18 protein-coding genes and 2 tRNA genes are annotated in these 19,516 nt (G+C 67.4%); 11 read left to right on the top strand and 9 right to left on the bottom strand.

Translation table 11 applies throughout. From position 1 onward, the window contains the following. Position 1 precedes the first annotated feature (1 nt). Positions 2-799: an Fpg/Nei family DNA glycosylase gene (locus ACPCXD_RS08215; RefSeq protein ID WP_016691859.1), complete on the top strand. Its 798-nt coding sequence runs from the start codon at positions 2-4 to the stop codon at positions 797-799. 34 nt (positions 800-833) lie between these two features. On the opposite strand, the gene ACPCXD_RS08210 is transcribed toward ACPCXD_RS08215, so the two are convergent. The 6 genes from ACPCXD_RS08210 to ACPCXD_RS08185 form a co-directional block, all read right to left on the bottom strand. Continuing rightward, complete coding sequence (locus ACPCXD_RS08210; protein WP_423659152.1) at positions 834-1,628, bottom strand: DUF1542 domain-containing protein; 795 nt, start codon at positions 1,626-1,628, stop codon at positions 834-836. 54 nt (positions 1,629-1,682) lie between these two features. Further along, positions 1,683-2,789 carry a wax ester/triacylglycerol synthase domain-containing protein gene (locus ACPCXD_RS08205; protein WP_088897375.1) on the bottom strand — a complete coding sequence of 369 codons (1,107 nt, stop codon included), beginning with the start codon at positions 2,787-2,789 and terminating at the stop codon, positions 1,683-1,685. Between the two features lie 119 nt (positions 2,790-2,908). Continuing rightward, positions 2,909-3,484, bottom strand: coding sequence for a hypothetical protein (locus ACPCXD_RS08200; protein ID WP_160876444.1), 576 nt, complete (start codon positions 3,482-3,484; stop codon positions 2,909-2,911). An 11-nt stretch (positions 3,485-3,495) separates the two neighbouring features. Continuing rightward, the gene (locus ACPCXD_RS08195) at positions 3,496-4,644 is read right to left on the bottom strand and encodes a zinc-dependent alcohol dehydrogenase (RefSeq protein WP_229567887.1); all 1,149 of its coding nucleotides are present in this window, start codon (positions 4,642-4,644) and stop codon (positions 3,496-3,498) included. A 73-nt stretch (positions 4,645-4,717) separates the two neighbouring features. Further along, on the bottom strand, positions 4,718-5,875 hold the full coding sequence (locus ACPCXD_RS08190; RefSeq protein WP_423659149.1) for a carboxylate-amine ligase: 1,158 nt from the start codon (positions 5,873-5,875) through the stop codon (positions 4,718-4,720). A 608-nt stretch (positions 5,876-6,483) separates the two neighbouring features. Beyond that, positions 6,484-6,557, bottom strand: a tRNA-Gly gene (locus ACPCXD_RS08185). Positions 6,558-6,697: 140 nt separating this feature from the next. Here ACPCXD_RS08185 and ACPCXD_RS08180 point away from each other — a divergent pair. The 6 genes from ACPCXD_RS08180 (at position 6,698) to ACPCXD_RS08155 (ending at position 12,995) form a co-directional block, all read left to right on the top strand. Continuing rightward, a tRNA-Pro gene (locus ACPCXD_RS08180) sits at positions 6,698-6,774 on the top strand. A 73-nt stretch (positions 6,775-6,847) separates the two neighbouring features. Continuing rightward, positions 6,848-8,236, top strand: a complete 1,389-nt coding sequence (gene tig / locus ACPCXD_RS08175) for a trigger factor (protein ID WP_419957098.1) — start codon at positions 6,848-6,850, stop codon at positions 8,234-8,236. A 142-nt stretch (positions 8,237-8,378) separates the two neighbouring features. After that, positions 8,379-9,005 carry an ATP-dependent Clp protease proteolytic subunit gene (locus ACPCXD_RS08170; protein WP_016691866.1) on the top strand — a complete coding sequence of 209 codons (627 nt, stop codon included), beginning with the start codon at positions 8,379-8,381 and terminating at the stop codon, positions 9,003-9,005. Between the two features lie 46 nt (positions 9,006-9,051). Beyond that, positions 9,052-9,714, top strand: a complete 663-nt coding sequence (locus ACPCXD_RS08165; protein WP_016691867.1) for an ATP-dependent Clp protease proteolytic subunit — start codon at positions 9,052-9,054, stop codon at positions 9,712-9,714. 230 nt (positions 9,715-9,944) lie between these two features. Next, positions 9,945-11,222 (top strand): ATP-dependent Clp protease ATP-binding subunit ClpX, encoded by a 1,278-nt coding sequence (clpX, locus tag ACPCXD_RS08160; RefSeq protein WP_016691868.1) that lies wholly within the window; start codon positions 9,945-9,947, stop codon positions 11,220-11,222. A 180-nt stretch (positions 11,223-11,402) separates the two neighbouring features. Continuing rightward, on the top strand, positions 11,403-12,995 hold the full coding sequence (locus tag ACPCXD_RS08155; RefSeq protein ID WP_423659212.1) for an acyl-CoA synthetase: 1,593 nt from the start codon (positions 11,403-11,405) through the stop codon (positions 12,993-12,995). Here ACPCXD_RS08155 and ACPCXD_RS08150 read toward each other — a convergent pair. Beyond that, positions 12,992-13,261, bottom strand: a complete 270-nt coding sequence (locus ACPCXD_RS08150; RefSeq protein ID WP_064063323.1) for a hypothetical protein — start codon at positions 13,259-13,261, stop codon at positions 12,992-12,994. The two genes, ACPCXD_RS08155 and ACPCXD_RS08150, sit on opposite strands and share 4 nt — an antisense overlap. 112 nt (positions 13,262-13,373) lie before the next feature. Here ACPCXD_RS08150 and ACPCXD_RS08145 point away from each other — a divergent pair, with 112 nt between their 5' ends. Together ACPCXD_RS08145 and ACPCXD_RS08140 are read left to right on the top strand one after the other, a co-directional pair. After that, on the top strand, positions 13,374-14,519 hold the full coding sequence (locus ACPCXD_RS08145; protein ID WP_106200085.1) for a phosphotransferase family protein: 1,146 nt from the start codon (positions 13,374-13,376) through the stop codon (positions 14,517-14,519). A 4-nt stretch (positions 14,520-14,523) separates the two neighbouring features. After that, on the top strand, positions 14,524-15,624 hold the full coding sequence (locus tag ACPCXD_RS08140) for an Rv3169 family protein (protein ID WP_064063325.1): 1,101 nt from the start codon (positions 14,524-14,526) through the stop codon (positions 15,622-15,624). Between the two features lie 75 nt (positions 15,625-15,699). Here the strand turns inward: ACPCXD_RS08140 and ACPCXD_RS08135 are convergent, their stop codons facing one another. Together ACPCXD_RS08135 and ACPCXD_RS08130 are read right to left on the bottom strand one after the other, a co-directional pair. Then, positions 15,700-16,443 carry an SDR family NAD(P)-dependent oxidoreductase gene (locus tag ACPCXD_RS08135; RefSeq protein WP_106200081.1) on the bottom strand — a complete coding sequence of 248 codons (744 nt, stop codon included), beginning with the start codon at positions 16,441-16,443 and terminating at the stop codon, positions 15,700-15,702. A gap of 33 nt (positions 16,444-16,476) precedes the next feature. Then, positions 16,477-17,397: a 3-oxoacyl-ACP reductase gene (locus ACPCXD_RS08130; RefSeq protein ID WP_016934638.1), complete on the bottom strand. Its 921-nt coding sequence runs from the start codon at positions 17,395-17,397 to the stop codon at positions 16,477-16,479. Between the two features lie 202 nt (positions 17,398-17,599). Here ACPCXD_RS08130 and ACPCXD_RS08125 point away from each other — a divergent pair, with 202 nt between their 5' ends. Both ACPCXD_RS08125 and ACPCXD_RS08120 read left to right on the top strand, forming a co-directional pair. Next, the gene (locus ACPCXD_RS08125) at positions 17,600-18,217 is read left to right on the top strand and encodes a TetR/AcrR family transcriptional regulator (RefSeq protein WP_423659144.1); all 618 of its coding nucleotides are present in this window, start codon (positions 17,600-17,602) and stop codon (positions 18,215-18,217) included. A 117-nt stretch (positions 18,218-18,334) separates the two neighbouring features. Beyond that, entirely contained in the window at positions 18,335-19,498 is a 1,164-nt protein-coding gene (locus ACPCXD_RS08120) for a steroid 3-ketoacyl-CoA thiolase (RefSeq protein ID WP_423659142.1), read from the top strand. Positions 19,499-19,516: the final 18 nt, after the last annotated feature.

Raw genomic sequence — 19,516 nt, 5'->3', positions numbered from 1 at the left:
CGTGCCCGAAGGACACATCCTGCACCGGCTCGCCCGGCTGCACCACGAGTGGTATTCGGGTGCGCCGGTGCGGGTGTCCAGTCCGCAGGGGCGGTTCGCCGACGGTGCCGCCGCCGTGGACGGACGCGTCCTGACCCACGCGGACGCGTGGGGCAAGCATCTCTTCCACCACTACGAGGGTGGTCTCGCCGTCCACGTGCATCTCGGTATCTACGGTGAGTTCACCGACCGCGAGTTGCCGCTCGGCGAACCGGTCGGGCAGGTGCGGATGCGGATGATCGGCGCGCGCCACGGCAGCGACCTGCGTGGTCCGGCGGCGTGCGAGGTGCTCACCCCCGGTGAGGTCGAGTCGATCGAGGCCCGGCTCGGTCCCGACCCGCTGCGTCCCGACGCCGATCCCGAGCGGGCGTGGCGCCGCATCGGCAGATCACGCACCGCGATCGGGGCGTTGCTCATGAACCAGGCCGTCATCGCCGGGGTCGGCAACGTCTACCGCGCCGAAGTGCTCTTCCGCCACGGCATCCATCCGGAACGTCCGGGAAACAAGCTGTCCCGCAGTGAGTTCGACGCGATCTGGGCCGACCTCGTCGAGCTGATGAACGTCGGTGTCGAGCACGGGCGCATGCACGTCGTGCGACCCGAACACGACCACGGCGCGCCGGCCTACGCCAAGAACAGACCCCGTACGTACGTCTATCGCCGTGCCGGCGAACCCTGCCGGATCTGCGGGACTCCCGTCCTGCACTCGGTCATGCAGGCGCGGAACCTGTTCTGGTGCCCGGTCTGTCAGCCGAGCTGACCCGACTCAGGGGATTCGGCTCAGTCGACCCGGCTCAGAAATCGAAGCCGCCGAAATCGAATCCGCCGCCGTCCCCGCCACCGAAGTCGCCGCCACCGAAATCGTCACCGCCTCCGAACTCGTTGCCCCCGCCGTATTCGTCACCACCGCCGAAGTCGTCGCCCCCGCCTGTCTCCGCGGACGGATCACCGACGCCGGATTCGAATGCTTGCGCGTCGTAGGGGACACCGGCCATCCCGGCGAACATCGTCGAGAAGAGCAGCATCGAGCCGACACCCCACGCGCCTGCCACCAGGGCGGGCTTCCACCACGGCTCCGAATACCAGCCCGCAGGGACGGGCCGGCCCGCGACGCGACCGCCCGGGTAGTAGTTCGGTGTCGCGGAGGACGGTGACGGCGACGCGGCGATGGTGCGTCCCTCGAAGTCGACGGTGCGTTTCTCGGTGACCTCGCCGGCGGACTTCTGTCCGTCGAGCGTCGGGATCTCCGGACCCGGGTCCATGCCCATCGCCAGGCGCGCGGCGCGGATGTAGTACAGACCTTCGAGCGCGGTCTGTTTCGCGAGACGCGCCTGCATCGGCGAGTTCGCCTGCTCGATCTGGGAGCCGGCGGCGGTGAAGCGCTCGGATGCGTCCGCCAGCGCTTGGCGTGAGGCGTCGTCGGTGCCGGTCAGGTTGTAGATCTGGCCGCCGAGACGCTCGATCGCCTGCCGTGCGTCGGCCTTGGCGTCGTCGAGGGTGACGGTGCGGTGACGGGTGGTGCTCTTCTGGGAGCGGGAGACGAAGTACACCACGGCACCGACGGCGGCGAGGATGAGCAGAAGTTCCACGGCCGATCCTTCCGGTGGGGAGGGTCCTGTTCTCCAGCGTACCGACGCGGGGAGTCACTCCCCGAGGACCGCGCGCATCCCTTCCTGCAGGCAGGAATCGAACGAATCGCGGTTGGGGAGGACCGTGGGGTCCACCGCCAGGCCCATGCAGCAGGTGTCGCGGTAGGACATCGCCGACGCGGTCATCATTGCGCCGTCGGCCGCGCCGAAGCCGTAGTACCGCTCGATCTTCGCGCCACCGACGTAGAGCGGTGCGTGGGAACCCGGGAGCGTGGACACCACCACGTCCCGCGGACCGACGGCGATGTCGGCCTGTGCTCCGGCGGAGGACGGGAACGAGATGTCGATGCGTCGCATGAGATCGACCGCGTCCATCGCGTGGATCTCCGTCTCGTCCTCGGGTGCCATGGCCACCGCTCCGCCGTCCGGCCCGGGCACGACGACGCGCAGGCCGTCGATCGAGCGGCCGTGTCGACGGCGGTACTCGCTGCACGCGAGGAGCATCGCGGCGGAGAACCCGCTCGACACGCGACAGCCCGCGCGTTCGCAGGCGTGACGCAGGGCGGCGAGATCCGCGTCGAGCACGTGCAGTCGCGGCGCGCGGGGTGCGGGCTCCTCGCGGTCGCCGGTGCGTCCGAGCAGGGCATTGATCAATCCGGTGCCCAGCGACGTGAACACGTGCGCGGCGGTGCGGAACGACTCGGCGCTCTGCTCGGACACCGATTTCGCCCACGACAACATGGAGTCGGACTGCCCGGGAGCCGGCACGGAGCCGAGATGGCGCAGGCGGATCACCAGTGCCGACTGGCCGCCGTCGAGGCCGTCGAGCAGGGTCAGTTCCCAGCGCGGGTGCCCGAGTCCCGAGGGCTCGGGTGCGGTGCGGGCGTAGGCGAGCACCTCCTCGAAACTCGCCGGGGCGGGCAGCTCGACCCGCTCGAGATGCCAGGGCGGATCCGAGTCCGGATGCCCGGTACGGCGCGGCGGGTCGAGGCCGAACGGAAGTTCCACCACGCGGTGCCGGAAGCTCGGCGACTCGTGGTTGCCCGGCGCGAGCACCGCCGCGACCCGATCCCAGTCGGGGGTGGCGTCGAGAAGGACGGCGGCGACGACCGAGGAGCCGGGGGAGCAGTCCCGGGCGAGGTCGTCGGAGGTATCCTTCACAACAGGGACGGTCTCATATCGTGAACGACACACACCCGCGCTTGACTCTCGCTTTGCACTATCGAGTCGAAAAGGTGACACGTCGTTGCTGGATTCGGGATGTCCCCACATGCCGGTCCTCACCGCCGCGCTCGTCCTCTCCAACGTCCGACGGCCACTGCGCCCAGACCCGCCGCGGCGATCCACGGTGCTCCCGAGACGAACGGATCGAGCCACTGGTGATTGACGTCGGCCCGCGAACTCCGACGTCGCGATGCCCCACCGTGCGCGGTGATCTCCGCCCGGAGTCCGCTCTCGGTCACCGGATTGTCGGGGCGGCCCTGCAGCAGCGCCCGGACCCGGCTCTCGGCGACGTCGATGCGGTCGGCGCCGATCAGAAGTAACCAGTGCGCGGCGCGGGCCTCGCTGTACCGGCGGTAGGCGTGCCTGCGCACGACACCCGACAGTCCCTTCAACGGCGCGGTGGTGCCGAAGACCGGCGTGACGAAGGCGTGCTCGATCGAGCGTTCGCGGGTCTCGTGTCCCGGCTGGCGTTCGGGGAAGTCCCAGTGCGCGCCCGTCGCCTCGGGCGCGAAGCGTTCCTTCGGCACCGACGGGCGGTCGCGCGGATCCAGGTCGACGCCCCAGCCGGGGATACGGGCACGCAGCTGGTCGGGGGTCTCGGGCGGTTCGGGCTTGTCTGCGGTGTAGGCCATGATGGTCCTCCTCAGCTCCCGTCGGCGACGATGATCGGTTTGATGCACCCGTCGAGCTTCGACGAGAACATGTGGTAGGCCTCCGCAATGTGTTCGAGCGGAACGCGGTGCGTGACGATGTCGTTCGGTTTCAGGTAGCCGTTGCGGACGTGCTCGAACAGCCGCGGCCACTGGCGCTTGACGGGGCACTGGTTCATTCGCAGCGTCAGGCCCTTGTTGAGCGCGTCGCCGAACTTCACGGCACTGAAGATCGGGCCGTAGGCGCCCATCACCGAGATGGTGCCGCCCTTACGGACACCGTCGATGGCCCAGTTCAGCGCGACCGGCGAGCCACCCTGCATCTTCAGCTTCGCGGCGGTGACGTGCTGCAGGAAGTTCCCGTCGGCCTCCGCGCCGACGGCGTCGATGGCGACGTCCGCCCCGAGATGGCCGGTGATCTTCTTCAGATGGACGACGATGTCGTCGTACTCCGCGAAGTTGGAGGTCTCGGCGTGTGCGAAGGTGCGGGCCTTCTCCAGCCGGTACTCGAGATGGTCGATCACGATGACCCGGCCGGCCCCCATGAACCAGGCGGACTTCGCCGCGTACAGGCCCACCGGGCCGGCGCCGAAGACCACGACCGTGTCGCCCTCGACGATGTCGCCCAGTTGGGCACCGAAGTAGCCGGTCGCCAGGGCGTCGGTGAGCATCAGAGCGTCCTCGCCGTCCATCCAGTCGGGCACGACGGTGGGACCGACGTCGGCGAACGGCACCCGCACGAACTCGGCCTGGCCACCGTCGTAGCCGCCGCAGGTGTGCGAGTAGCCGTAGATGCCACCGACCGCGGTGGCGTTGGGGTTGACGTTGTGGCAGTTCGAATACAGGCCGCGCGCGCAGAAGAAGCACGACCCGCAGAAGACGTTGAACGGGACCATGACGCGGTCGCCGGGTTTCAGGCTCTGCACCGACGGACCGACCTCGTGGACCACCCCGACGAACTCGTGGCCGAAGGTCGTACCGACGCGGGTGTCGGGCATCATCCCGTGGTAGAGGTGCAGGTCGGAACCGCAGATCGCCGCCAACTCGACGCGCACGATGGCGTCGTTGGGATGCTCGATCCGGGGAATGTCCTTCTCTTCGACGCGGACCCGATACGGGCCGCGATAGACCATCGCGCGCATACGTGCTCCCTCGTCGTGGCTCGTGTGGTCGCGAATACCCGAGGGAAGGACCTCCACACGGCAGGTCGCGGGATCAGAGCGCCGGAACGTCCGGGGCGGGGTGGGCGCCGCCGGACAGGGGAGGAGTCTGCGGTCCGTCGACGAACGCGCGGTGCAGTGCGTCGACGACGTCGGCGACGGCGTGACGGCGGGCGAACGCGCGTCGCTGCAGCATCGCCCCGGTGCCGCGGGCGAGGATCGTCTCCCACATCGCCGCCGCGCACCGGTGGTCGCCGGTCGCCTCGAGTTGTGGGCGGATGTATCGGAGGAAAGCGCGGAACGACTGTTGCGCGGTGGCGGGCCGTCCGGTGAACACGTCGACGGCACGTCCGGTCGGCCCCTCGCGAGCAGCGCACAGGTACGCGGCGTGGACGACCTCGTCGGCGACCGGAGGAGCAGTGATGCCCGCCCGGACCTCTCGTTCGGCGGTGGCGACGAGCGCGCGGACGAGCATCGCCAGGAGAACAGTCTCGTCGACCGTCGCCGGCACGTCGCTCACCCGGATCTCGACGGTAGGCAGATGCGCCGAGGGACGCACGTCCCAATAGACCATGCCCGGATCGAGGATGTTGCCGCTCTCGATCATCATGGCGACGATCGCGTCGTAGTGCTCCGCCGACGTGAACCGCGGGGGAGGACCCGCGCACGGCCAGCGGGAGGCCATGATCGCCCGCCAACTGGCGTACCCGGTGTCGCGGCCCCGATGGATGGGCGAGTTGGCCGTCGCGGCCAGCAGGGTGGGCAACCACACCCGGACGTGATTGCACACCAGGACGGCGGTTTCGCGGTCCGCAACACCGACGTGGACGTGGCAGCCGCAGACCTCCTGCTCCTCGACGAGACGTCCGTACCGCTCGGCCATCGTCCGGTAGCGCGGCACATCCGTCACGGACGCGAGCTGTTGGAGCGTGGGCGACACACCCGACGCGAGCAGACCCACGTGCGCCTCCCGCGCGGCCGCGGCTGCGCTGGTCCGGCCCTCGACGACACGCGCACGCAACTCGGCCGAGCTGCGGCAGACCGGTGTGTTCACCTCGACCTGGATGCGTTTGAGCTCGTAGTCCATGTCGAGTCCGAGCCGGGCGGCTGCGGCCACGACGAGGTCGTTGCTCGCGGTGAGCCGTTCGGAGGTCGGGTCGACGAGGAAGAACTCCTCCTCGACGCCGACGGTCGGAGCGGAGGTCGGGGGCATGTCCGGAGTCGGTCTGTGGCGCCGAGGCATCGTTGCCTCCCTGCATAGCGAGGCGCCGTCGGTACAGCCGGCGCCGTCGGTGACGCCGGCGCCTTCTCGACCGACCGCTGACCTACGGGGGTGAGACGACGATACTCGGATTTCACACCGGAGAACGGCATTCGATGGGGGAGAGGGACCGACCGGAGTCGTTCCCGACTCCGGCCGGCCGGAGGTGGGGCGAGGCCGGTCCCTCGACACCCCCCCTGCGGTGTCATCCGACGACGCCCCACCCGTTCGCGGTCGCGTCCACGGGAGGGACGCGACGAGGAATCACGACGCGGTGGTTCGTGCGGTCGTCGGAATGCGGATGGGCGGGCCGGACGAGACGGGGCCGGACGAGAAGGGCGAGGACCGAGGCCGACGCGAGTCGAACCGAAGTGGACTGCAGCCGAGGTCGCATTCGGACGACCTGTGGTGGGGCTGCTTCTCAACCTCGACGGCATGATGACACCCCTCGGGACCATGTGTCCAGGAATGTGCATGTCACCTGCCGGAAACCGGACGTCGGCGACGGTCCGGAACGACGAAGCCCGCCGGTGCTGTGTGCACCCGGCGGGCTTCCTCCGTGGAGGGGATGACGGGAATCGAACCCGCGTAGCCAGTTTGGAAGACTGGGGCTCTACCATTGAGCTACATCCCCGTTGCGGCTGCGGCGCCGGTGTCGACCGGTGCTGCGGCTTGCGAGATGTGACTGTACCGGACCTCGCTTTGGATTTCATAATCGGGGGGCCGTAGGATTCTGCGATGGGTCCCGCGGGTCGGATGCGGTGCCTTCACGACCGGGATGTGGCGCAGCTTGGTAGCGCATCCGCTTTGGGAGCGGAGGGTCGCAGGTTCGAATCCTGTCATCCCGACCAGATCGAACAGCGTCAGCGCGCTCAGTAGTGACACGAACGACCGACAAGAGAGCACGACAGAAGGAGCATGTCCGTGAAGAGCACCGTCGAGCAGCTGAGCCCGACGCGAGTCCGTATCAATGTTGAGGTGCCCTTCGAGGAGCTCCAGCCTGATTTCGACCGCGCTTTCAAGGCCCTCGCCGGCCAGGTCCGCATCCCGGGCTTCCGCCCCGGTAAGGCTCCTCGCAAGATCCTCGAGGCCCGCGTCGGCCGCGGCGCCGTTCTGGACCAGGTCATCAACGAGGCCATCCAGAGCCGCTACAGCGAAGCCGTGACCGCGAACGACGTCAAGGTCATCAGCCAGCCCGAGATCGACGTCACCAAGCTCGAGGACAACGTCGAGCTGGCGTTCACCGCCGAGGTCGACGTCCGTCCCGAGATCACCCTCCCCGATTTCTCCGAGATCGCCGTCACCGTCGATCCCGTCGAGATCACCGACGAGGACATCGCCGAGCAGCTGCTGTCGCTGCGTCAGCGCTTCGGCACCCTCACGGGCGTCGAGCGTCCGGTGCAGGACGGCGACTTCGTCTCCATCGACCTCTCCGCGACGGTCGACGGCAACGAGGTTCCCGAGGCCGCCACCGAGGGCCTGTCGCACGAGGTCGGCTCCGGCCAGCTCATCGACGGACTCGACGAGGCGATCATCGGTCTGTCCGCCGGCGAGTCGAAGGAGTTCACCTCCACGCTGGTCGCCGGTGAGTACGCCGGTAAGGAAGCCGTCGTCACCGTCAAGGTCAACACCGTCAAGCAGCGCGAGCTGCCCGAGGCCGACGACGAGTTCGCGCAGCTCGCGAGCGAGTTCGACACCATCGGCGAGCTCGAGGCCGACCTCCGCGAGCGCGTCCAGCGCGTCAAGCAGGTCGAGCAGGCCGGCCAGATCCGCGACAAGGTCCTCGAAGTTCTCCTCGAGACCGTCGAGATCCCGGTCCCCGAGGCCGCCGTCCAGGCCGAGGTCGACAGCGCGCTGCACGACGCGATCCACGAGCTCGATCACGACGAGACCAAGCTGAACGAGCTGCTCGAGGCCCAGGGTACGAGCCGCGAGGAGTTCGACAAGGAAGCACGCGAGTCCGCCGAGCGTTCGGTGAAGACCCAGCTGCTCCTCGACGCGATCGCCGAGGCGGAGAACACCACGGTCGAGCAGCAGGAGCTGACCGAGCGCATCTTCTTCCAGGCGCAGCGCTACGGCATCCCGCCGGAGCAGTTCATCCAGCAGATCAGCCAGGCCAACCAGCTCGGCGCCGTCTTCGCCGACGTCCGCCGCGGCAAGGCGCTCGGCACCGTCGTCGATCGCGCCACCGTGACCGACACCACGGGTGCGACCGTCGACACCAGCGAGCTGTTCGGCACCAAGAACGACGACGACGACGCCGAGGGCGAGAACGCCGAGGCGGAGACCACCGAGGACTCGGCTTCCGAGTAGTCGGACGACCCATGGAGATTCGAAACCCCAGGGGCACGAATTTCCGCTTTCAGCGAAGAGGGGCGGCACCGGGCATCCGGTGCCGCCCCGTTTCGTTAGTGTCAGTGTCAGCAACCCACGATCGACGAGAAGGCAGGTACCCGTGACTCCTCAGAATCCGGCGACATCCATCGGTCCCGCGATGACCTCGGCCACCGCTGGGCTGAACCTCAGCGACTCGGTGTACGAACGCCTGCTCCGCGAGCGCATCATCTTCCTGGGCACCCAGGTCGACGACGACATCGCGAACAAGCTGTGCGCGCAGATCCTTCTGCTGTCGGCCGAGGACCCCACCCGCGACATCTCCCTGTACATCAACTCGCCGGGCGGTTCGGTCACCGCCGGTATGGCGATCTACGACACGATGAAGTTCGTCGAGTGCGATGTCGCGACCTTCGCGATGGGCCTTGCCGCCTCGATGGGTCAGTTCCTGCTCTCCGCCGGCACCAAGGGCAAGCGTTACGCACTCCCGCACGCGCGGATCATGATGCACCAGCCGTCCGCAGGCATCGGTGGTACGGCGAGCGACATCGCGATCATGGCGGAGCAGTTCGCACACACCAAGCGCGAGATGGCCGAGCTCATCGCGGAGCACACGGGCCAGTCGGTGGAGCAGATCACCAAGGACTCCGACCGCGACCGCTGGTTCACGGCGCAGCAGGCGCTCGAATACGGCTTCGTCGACCACGTCGTCTCCCGGGCGCAGCAGGCCGGCGGCACCGCCAACTAGGTCCCGGCCCGATCTGCCCTCACACCACCGAATTCTTGGAGAAGCGATGACCAACATGTTCGATCCGCGTCAGCTCGGCGGCGCCGCTCCTGCCTCGCCCGCGAGCCGCTACATCCTCCCGTCGTTCATCGAGCACTCGAGCTACGGCGTCAAGGAATCCAACCCGTACAACAAGCTGTTCGAAGAGCGCATCATCTTCCTCGGCGTCCAGGTCGACGACGCGTCCGCCAACGACGTGATGGCCCAGCTGCTGGTGCTCGAGTCGCTCGATCCCGACCGCGACATCACCATGTACATCAACTCGCCGGGTGGTTCGTTCACCTCGCTCATGGCGATCTACGACACCATGCAGTACGTCCGCGCCGACATCACCACGGTGTGCCTCGGCCAGGCGGCGTCCGCCGCGGCCGTCCTGCTCGCCGCCGGCACCCCGGGCAAGCGTCTGGCGCTGCCCAACGCTCGCGTGCTCATCCACCAGCCCGCGACGGGTGGCATCCAGGGTCAGGTCTCCGACCTCGAGATCCAGGCCGCCGAGATCGAGCGCATGCGTACCCTCATGGAGAACACGCTCTCGAAGCACACCGGCAAGGATCCCGAGCAGATCCGCAAGGACACCGATCGGGACAAGATCCTCACGGCGGAGCAGGCCGTCGAATACGGTCTGATCGACCGGGTCCTCGAGTACCGCAAGCTCTCGGCCCAGAAGTAGAACGTCGCAGGCGGTTCCGGAAGGCACGGTGCCTTCCGGAACCGCCGACGCCGGGACTGTGATCGCCGACACATGTTGTGCTGTACAAATATGACCGGAAACGCGCAGAACCGGTCGACCTGCGCGCCGACATCCGGGTACGGTCGATCAAAGGGCCCGCTCCCCGGGACCGCCCCGTGTGGTGGTTGCGGGACCGGTTGCACGCACACGAGGAAGTAGGGACCTGACTGATGGCACGTATCGGTGACGGCGGAGATCTGCTCAAGTGCTCCTTCTGCGGAAAGAGCCAGAAGCAGGTCAAGAAGCTCATTGCGGGCCCCGGTGTCTACATCTGCGACGAGTGCATCGATCTCTGCAACGAGATCATCGAGGAGGAGCTGGCCGAGACCAGCGAGGTCAAGCTCGACGAGCTGCCCAAGCCCGCCGAGATCCGCGACTTCCTCGACAATTACGTGATCGGCCAGGATGCCGCCAAGCGCACGCTGGCCGTCGCGGTCTACAACCACTACAAGCGCATCCAGGCCGGCGACAAGGGCCGCGACTCCCGCGGTGAGACGGTCGAACTCGCGAAGTCCAACATCCTGCTCCTCGGTCCCACCGGCTGCGGCAAGACCTATCTCGCGCAGACGCTCGCGAAGATGCTCAACGTGCCGTTCGCCATCGCCGACGCCACGGCACTGACGGAGGCCGGCTACGTCGGCGAGGACGTCGAGAACATCCTCCTCAAGCTCATCCAGGCCGCCGACTACGACGTCAAGCGCGCCGAGACCGGCATCATCTACATCGACGAGGTCGACAAGATCGCCCGCAAGAGCGAGAACCCGTCGATCACCCGCGACGTGTCGGGCGAGGGTGTGCAGCAGGCGCTGTTGAAGATCCTCGAAGGCACCCAGGCATCCGTCCCGCCGCAGGGTGGCCGCAAGCATCCGCACCAGGAATTCATCCAGATCGACACCACGAACGTGCTGTTCATCGTGGCGGGTGCGTTCGCGGGTCTCGAGAAGATCGTCTCCGACCGCGTCGGCAAGCGCGGCATCGGCTTCGGCGCCGAGGTGCGGTCGAAGGCAGAGATCGACACCACCGACCACTTCGCCGACGTCATGCCCGAGGACCTCATCAAGTTCGGTCTGATCCCCGAGTTCATCGGCCGCCTGCCGATCCTCGCGTCGGTGACCAATCTCGACAAGGAATCGCTCGTCCAGATCCTGTCGGAGCCGAAGAACGCTCTGGTCAAGCAGTACGTGCGCCTCTTCGAGATGGACGGCGTCGAACTCGAGTTCTCCCAGGACGGACTCGAAGCAGTCGCTGACCAGGCGATCCTCCGTGGCACCGGCGCCCGCGGTCTCCGCGCCATCATGGAGGAGGTGCTCCTGCCCGTGATGTACGACATCCCCAGCCGCGACGACGTCGCCAAGGTCGTGGTCACCGCCGAGACCGTGAACGACAACGTGCTCCCGACGATCGTTCCGCGCAAGGCCGATCGGGAGCGCCGCGACAAGAGCGCCTGATCACGCGACACCCACGATTCCACGAACGCCCCGGCACGGACAGTGTCGGGGCGTTCGTCGTTCTCCCACACAGTAGGTGTGATCTTCGCTGTTCCCACTGACCGGGAGTGGCGGACATCACTCGGCTCGGGAGGTGGCACCTTGACCGCACCTCGAGTCACTGTGTCGGAAGGAATCCCGTTGTCGCTCAACCTCGCGGACCTGTTCGAAGCGATCGTCGACGCCGTCCCCGATCGCACGGCGATCGTGTGCGGGGACGAACGGCTCACCTATCGAGAACTCGACGCCGGTGCGAACCGGCTCGCCCACCACCTCGCCGGTGCAGGGGTGGGCACGGGCGATCACGTCGGCCTGTACATGCGCAACAGCACGGAGTTCGTCGAGTCGCTCCTGGCCTGCCTCAAGATCCGCGCCGTACCGATCAACATCAACTTCCGGTACGTCGACGCCGAGCTGGCCTATCTGTTCGACAACGCGGAACTCGTCGCCGTGATCGCCGACGGCGAGTTCGCCGGCACCACCACTGCGGTGCTGCCGCGAACACCCACGGTGCGGCACGTCGTCACCGTCGGATCGGTCGCCGACGTGGAATGGGGCGAGGCCACCGCCGTCGACTTCGGCAAGGCGACGGCCGGAGAGTCCGCCGAGCGCGACTTCCCGGCGCGTAGCGGCGACGATCTGTTCATCATCTACACCGGGGGGACGACGGGGCTGCCGAAGGGCGTGATGTGGCGGCACGAGGACTTCTTCCACGCGGCGCTGTCGGGCGGGAATCCGTTCGGCGAGCCTCACGCCGATGCCGCCGCAGTGGCGGCCGCGGCCGCACAGATGCCGGAGATGACCTGGATGCTCACCGCGCCCCTCATCCACGGTGCTGCCGTGTACAGCATGTTCAGTGGCTTCTGTCTCGGGACGGCGCAGGTGCTGATGCGGGGCTTCGACCCCGTGGAGGTGCTCGGTCTCATTCAACGCGAGCGGGTGATGACGATGACCATCGTCGGCGACGCCATGGCCCGCCCCCTCGCCGACGCGATCTCCGAGCACGGATCCGAGTACGACCTCACCTCGCTGTTCGTGGTGGGCTCCGGTGGTGCGCTGTTCTCTCGCAGCGTTCGCGAACAGTTGTCCTCGTTGCTCCCGAACGTCATGGTGCGCGACAATTTCGGTTCGTCGGAGTCCGGTACGGACGGCGAACTCGCCATCGGGGGCGACGGGACGATGCGTATCGCCCCGAAACCCACCGTGCGTGTCGTCGACGAACGGATGCGCCCGCTCGAGTCGGGTTCCGGCGAGATCGGCTACATCGCCCGCGCGGGGCACGTGCCGCTCGGCTACTGGGGCGATCCCGCGAAGACCGCAGCCACTTTCCCGGTCGTCGACGGCGTGCGCATGTCGGTTCTCGGTGACATGGCCCGGGTCGAGGAGGACGGCACGATCGTCCTGCTGGGCCGCGGATCGATGTGTATCAACACGGGAGGGGAGAAGGTGTTCCCCGAAGAGGTGGAGATGGCCGTGAAGAGTCATCCCGACGTCATGGATGTGCTCGTCGCCGGTGTCGACGACGAGCGTTACGGCCAGAGGGTCGGGGCCGTGATCCAGCCGCGCGAAGGGCACGATGTGCCGTCGCTCGACGAGCTGGCCGAGCACGTCGCCGGACTCATCGCTCGTTACAAGGTTCCGCGGGTGGTCGTCGGCGTGGATCACATCGTGCGTTCTCCTGCCGGCAAGGCCGACTACCGTTGGGCGAAGACGACACTCGAGTCGTCCCGTTAGCGGCACCCCTCGTCCGGATGACGGTCGGGGCCAATCGACTCGGTGGCGAAACGCGCTGCGCGGACGAACATCTCGGTCACGTCGTCGTTCGGGTCGGATCTCCGGCGTCGAACGGTCGAGAGGTGCATCGCACCGATCGTTGCGGCGAGAAACTGCGGCGGGTGGTCGGTGCGTACCTCGTCGCGGGGCACACCGGCCTGCAGGATGCGGAGCAGTTCGCCGTCCGGCCGCTGCGTGCGCGCATCGCTGAGTTCCGTTGTCGCCATATCCTTCTCGAGCTCTCCGGGGGGAGAGATGATCGAGACATCGCTCACCGGAACGGATGTCCGAAATCCGGGGACGATCGGGCTCGTTTCGTAGAGAGAACTGGAGGCATGGATGGCTACGGACGGTGTGGTACCGGAAGGCGCGGAACAGGAGATCAAGACCACCGAGACCGATCTCGATGCGCTGCGCGAGCAGTTGCAGGACTGGCTCGGCGAGCGTGTCGGGGCGACGGAAGCCCCGCGGGTGTACAACGTGACCCGCCCGACCCACTCCGGCATGTCCAGCATCTCCGTCCTGTTCGATCTCGACTGGAGCCGTAACGGGCAGCAGCAGACGGAACACCTGGTCGTCCGGCTCGCGCCCGAGGAGACGGCGTTCCCGGTGTTTCCCGGCTACGACCTGCAGCGTCAGTTCGACGTCATGGCCGCGGTGCGCGATCACGGCGCGGTGCCGGTGCCCGCGGTGCGGTGGGTGGAGTCCTCCTCGGGTCCGCTCGGCCGTCCCTTTCTCGTCATGGAACGTGCCGAAGGCGATGTGCCGGTGGACAATCCGCCGTACGTCTTCGGCGGCTGGCTCTACGAGACGAACGACGACGAGCGCGCGGCACTGGAGAAGGCCAGCGTGCGAGTGCTGGCGGCGATCCACGCCGTCGACGATCCGGCCTCGCGGATTCCGTCGCTCGCCGGGACGAACGGACTGTCGGGACTGCGACGGCACTTCGAGAACGAACGCGCCTACTACGAATGGACGCGTCGCGAAGACGGTCTGCGCATCCCGGTGCTGGAGAGGGCATTCGACTGGCTCGACGCCCACTGGCCTGCCGAACCGTCGTCCGACGTGCTGTGCTGGGGCGACGCCCGGATCGGGAACATCATGTACGACGGCACGACTCCCGTAGCGGTGCTGGACTGGGAGTCGGCTGCGCTCGCGCCCCGGGAGCTGGACCTCGGCTGGTTCATCTGTTTCCACCGCATCTTCCAGGACATCGCCGAACAGTTCTCGTTCCCCGGCCTCCCGAATTTCCTCCGACGTTCCGACGTGGTGGCGGAATACGAGAAGGCCGCCGGAGTCGAGGTGCGCGACCTCGACTTCTACCTCGTGTACGCCGCGCTGCGCCACGGCATCGTGATGTCGCAGATCGAGCGCCGGCGTATCCACTTCGGTGAGGTGGAACCACACGACGACCCGGACGCGTACGTCCTCCACCGCGACATGCTCGCGCGCTTGCTCGACGAATCCTACGAGTGGGAGAAGTGACCCGATGAAACCAGCTCCGCTCGACGAATTTCCGGTGCACCAGTCACCGCTGTCGATGGGACGGGTGGCGTCCACCGACCGGAACTTCTACGACCGCAACTATTTCAACGCCCATGACCGTACGGGCTCGATCTACCTCATCACCGGTTTCGGCGTCTACCCGAATCTGGGTGTGGTCGACGCCTTCGTCACGGTTCGGCACGGGGATTCCCAGGTAGCGGTCCGGTTCTCCGGCGCTCTCGGGGAGCGGTCCATGGAGAGCGCGGTCGGTGGGTACCGGCTCGAGGTGATCGAACCCTTGCAGAGGATTCGCGTCGTCTGCGAACACGACGAGCTGTCCTGTGACCTCACCTGGGACGGGTCGTTCCCCGCGGTACTCGAAGAGGCGCACATCCTGATGTCGGGTCCGCGCCCCATCCTGGACGCCTCCCGATTCGCTCAGGTCGGGAGCTGGTCGGGCAGCATCTGCGTGCAGGGCAAGGACTTCACGGTCGACCCGGACACCTGGATGGGTACGCGCGATCGCTCGTGGGGCATCCGCCCGGTGGGGGAGCCGGATCCGCAGGGACGCTGGACATACGAGAACCGCGGTGGGCACTACTGGACGTACGCCCCTCTGCGATTCGACGACTTCGCACTCATGGTGATCGTCCAGGAATCGTCCGACGGCCATCGCACGCTCAATCACGCCACACGCGTCTTCCCCGACGGTCGCGTCGAGCAGCTCGGGTGGCCGCGCCTCGAGGTGAACTACCGCAGCGGCACGCGGCACCCCGAATCCGCGCGCATCCACCTCACCACGCCGGAGGGGAAGCCCCTGGTCGTCGAGGTGGAGAACCTCGGGTTCATCTCTCTGAGCCACGGTGCCGGATACGGCGGCGACCCCGAATGGACGCACGGTGAGTGGCGCGGAGAGAACTGGTCGTCCGCGTCGGTGGTGGATACCACCACTGCGGAGTTCCACGGCCGGTTGCCGTATTCGACGATCGATCACATCGCACGAGCGACGATCGACGGGCAGGTCGGTTGGGGGATGTTCGAGCACGCGGTCATGGGACGGCACGACCCGTCCGGTTTCGTCGGCTGGACGGACATGGCGCCGTAGCGGCTGTCGGCCACGAGCACCTCCGACCGAGCAGGCTGCGGTCGGAGGTGCTGTCGTCCTCAGGCGGATGTCCGGTCAACGCAGCTTGATGGTCCCACCGTCGACCATGAGCGTCTGACCGGTCATGTAGGACGCGTCGTCGCTGGCCAGGAAGACTGCGACCCGGCCGACGTCGGCCTGCGGGTCGCCGAAACGGTGCATCGGCGTCTTCGCCAGGAGTGCCTGCTCGACGCCGGGGTGGGCCGCGATGTACGCCTCGATGCCCTCGGTCAACGCCAGAGGAGAGACGACGTTGACGTTGATGCCGTCCGCGGCCCACTCGTTTGCCGCGACCCGGCTGATCGCCCGGATCGCTTCCTTGGCGGCCGCGTACGAACTCTGCGTCACGCTTCCTTCGATGCCGGCTCCTGATGCGAAGTTGATCACCGAGCCCTTGTTCGCGGCGAGCTGGGCGTGTGCTGCTTTCATCAACCGGAATGTCGGGTAGAAGCCCGTGCCGAACGACAGGTCGAGCATGTCCTGCGTGGTTTCCAGCAGGGGCGCCTGCCTCGAGACGTGCGCATTGTTGACGAGTACGTCGACCTTGCCGAACTGTTCGACGGCGGTGGCGACGATCGTCTCGGCGGCCGACTCCTCGGAGATGTCCGCGTACGAGAACTTCCCGGCTCCGCCGAGTTCGGCTTCGAGTGCCTCGCCCGCGGACCGGTCGATGTCGACGAACAGGACCCGTGCGCCCTCTTCCGCGAACGCCCGGACGATGCCGCGCCCGATTCCTCCGGCGCCGCCGGTGACGATCGCAACCTTGCCTGCAAGCCTCATGCCGTGTTCCCTTCGTCGTGCGGTGCCGGGTGGTCAGTCGACGGCCAGTGCGACCTTCTCGAGTTCCGCGATGCTGTATGCAGCGTAGGTCTCGTACGGGCCACGACCGGCGAAATACGAGGAAAGCTGCTCGTCGAGTTCCTCGACCGTGAAAGCCGAACCGGCCGCGTCGAAACGGTTCTCGACCTTCGGCGAGGCCATGAGCGCGACCATCTTGCCGTAGACGACGAACACCTGCCCGGTGATCTCCGCGGAGGCCGGGGAGGCGAGATAACTCACCAGAGTGCCGACACGCTCGGGGGCCAGCGGATCGAGTCCGGTCGTGCCGTCGGCTTCACCGAATGCCTCGGCGGTCATCGCGGTGCGTGCGCGGGGGCAGATCGCGTTCGCGGTGACTCCGTAGCGGGCCAGCCCTTGAGCCGTGGACAGGGTGAGCGCCGTGATTCCGGCCTTCGCGGCGGAATAGTTCGGCTGCCCGGCCGAACCGAACAGGAAGGCCTCCGACGAGGTGTTGACGATACGACCGTAGACCGGTCCGCCGGCTGCCTTGCTCGCCTGGCGCCAGTGCACCGCGGCGGCGTGCGATGTGGCGGCGTGACCCTTGAGGTGGACCCGGATCACGTCGTCCCAGTCGGACTCGGTCAGGTTGAAGATCATCTTGTCGCGGATGATGCCCGCATTGTTGACGAGGATGTCGAAGGATCCGAAGGCCTTGACGGACTCCTCGACGAGACGGCTTCCGAGAGACCAGTCGGACACATCGCCGGTCACCGCGATGGCCCGGCCGCCGGTGGCGACGATCTCCTCTGCGACCTCGTGTGCCGCGTCGCCCATGTCGTTGACGACGACGGCGGCACCCGCTGCGGCGAGGGCGAGGGCCTCGGCCCGCCCCAGGCCCGCTCCGGCACCGGTCACGACCGCGGCACGCCCGGTCAGGCTCACAGATTCACCCATGCTTCGTCTCCTGTTCGGTCGCCGTGGTCCGTCATCATTCCGCGGCTGAATTAGTATTCATTCTAGTTTGCGGGTGTGTGCGATTCGACTGTCGACACGGTCCCGCTGGATGGGATCGGGTGGACCCCGACCTGTTCCACCTGGAACGTTCGTCGCCGACGACGGGTGGGTGCCGACCGATCACGAAGGGGAGGAGTCGAGCATGCCGAGACTTGCGGAAGTGCGGGATGCGGCCGAGCCGAACTCGGCCGAGCAGCACGCGCGGTACGGCAGGATCCTCGATGCCGCAGCGCAACTGGGTGCCGAGAAGGAGCTCGAGCGGGTTCGGATGCAGGAGGTCGCCGAACTTGCCGGGGTCGCCATCGGCACCCTCTATCGGTACTTCCCGTCCAAGACGCATCTGTTCGTCGCGGTCATGGTGGACCAGATCGACCGCATGGGTATTCATCTCTCCAGACGTTCGCGTCCGTCCGCTGCGCCCGCGGACGCGGTCTACGACGCGTTGCTGCAGGCCACTCGGGCGCTGGTGCGAGCACCGCTGCTGGCCAACGCGATGATCCAGTCCGCCGCCTCGTCGAACGCCGCCACCATTCCCGATGTGGCGAAGATCGATCGGCACTTCGACGGACGGCTCCTGGCCGCCGCGGGTATCGACGAGCCGACCGTTCGTGACGTGACCGTCGTGCGATTGCTGGTGGCGCTGTGGTTCGGGCTCGTCCGATCGGCGCTCAACGGCCGGATGTCGATCCCCGAGGTCGAATCCGACCTGCGTGTCGCGTGCGACCTTCTGCTCGTGGATCTGTCCGCCGGCGTGCGCTGACGGGCAGGCCCGGGAATCGAATCCGCAAGGGCTGTCCCGCTCGGTGGGACGGCTCGGAAATCTGCGGTCTGCGTCACTAGAATAAATTTCAATATCCTCGAAGAGCTGGGAGTGGGCATGAGCAACGTCGTCATCGTGGAGGCCGCGCGGACACCGATCGGTCGTCGCCGCGGACAGCTGGCCGGGGTGCATCCCGCGGTGTTGCTCGGTGCCGCCCAGAAGGCCGTTCTCGACCGCACCGGACTGCCCGCCGATCAGGTCGGCCAGATCGTCGGAGGCGCGGTCACGCAGGCGGGGGAGCAGTCCAACAACGTGACCCGCCAGGCGTGGCTCCACGCGGGACTTCCGTACACGACCGCTGCGACGACCATCGACTGCGCGTGCAGTTCGTCGCAGCAGGCCGTCCATATGGTCGCCGGACTGATCGCGTCCGGTCAGATCGATGCCGGAATCGGGTGCGGCGTCGAGGTCATGAGCCGGGTATTCCTCGGTCAGGCCAACGCACCGGGCACCGGAAACCCTTATCCGGACGACTGGTCCATCGACATGGGTGACCAGTTCACCTCCGCCGAGCGGATCGCCGCGAAGCGCGGGATCAAGCGCGACGACGTCGACGCCCTCGGGCTCGAGTCGCAGCGGCGCGCCGCGGCCGCCTGGGCGGAAGGCCGCTTCGACCGCGAGATCGTCCCGGTGCAGGCGCCCGTCGTGGCGAAGGAAGGCGAGCCCACCGGTGAGATCGCGACCGTGACCCGCGACGGTGGGCTCCGCGAGACCACCGCAGAAGGGCTTGCCGGCCTCCGTCCGGTGATCGAGAACGGAATCCACACCGCGGGCAACTCCTCCCAGGTCAGCGACGGTGCCGCCGCGGTGCTGCTGATGAGCGAGGACAAGGCACGCGAAGCCGGTCTGCGGCCGCGTGCGCGCATCCTCGCGTCGACCCTGATCGGTTCCGACCCGTACTACCACCTCGACGGCCCCGTCGACGCGACCCGCGCGGTGCTCGATCGAACCGGAATGTCGTTGTCGGACATCGACATCGTCGAGATCAACGAAGCTTTCGCCTCCGTCGTGCTGTCCTGGGCCCAGGTCCACGGAGCCGACATGAGCAAGGTCAACGTCAACGGCGGTGCCATCGCGCTCGGACATCCCGTCGGTTCCACGGGATCCCGGCTGATCACCACTGCCCTGCACGAACTCGAGCGTTCGAACCGTTCCACGGCGCTGGTCACGATGTGTGCGGGTGGCGCCATGGCCACCGCCACCATCATCGAGCGCATCTGACGTCGGACATTCTTCTAT

It is taken from the genome of Rhodococcus sp. AB351, from assembly GCF_049538275.1.
Taxonomy (GTDB): domain Bacteria; phylum Actinomycetota; class Actinomycetes; order Mycobacteriales; family Mycobacteriaceae; genus Rhodococcus.
Note: the sequence above shows the minus strand (reverse complement) of the source record. Positions and strands in the feature narration are given on the sequence as shown.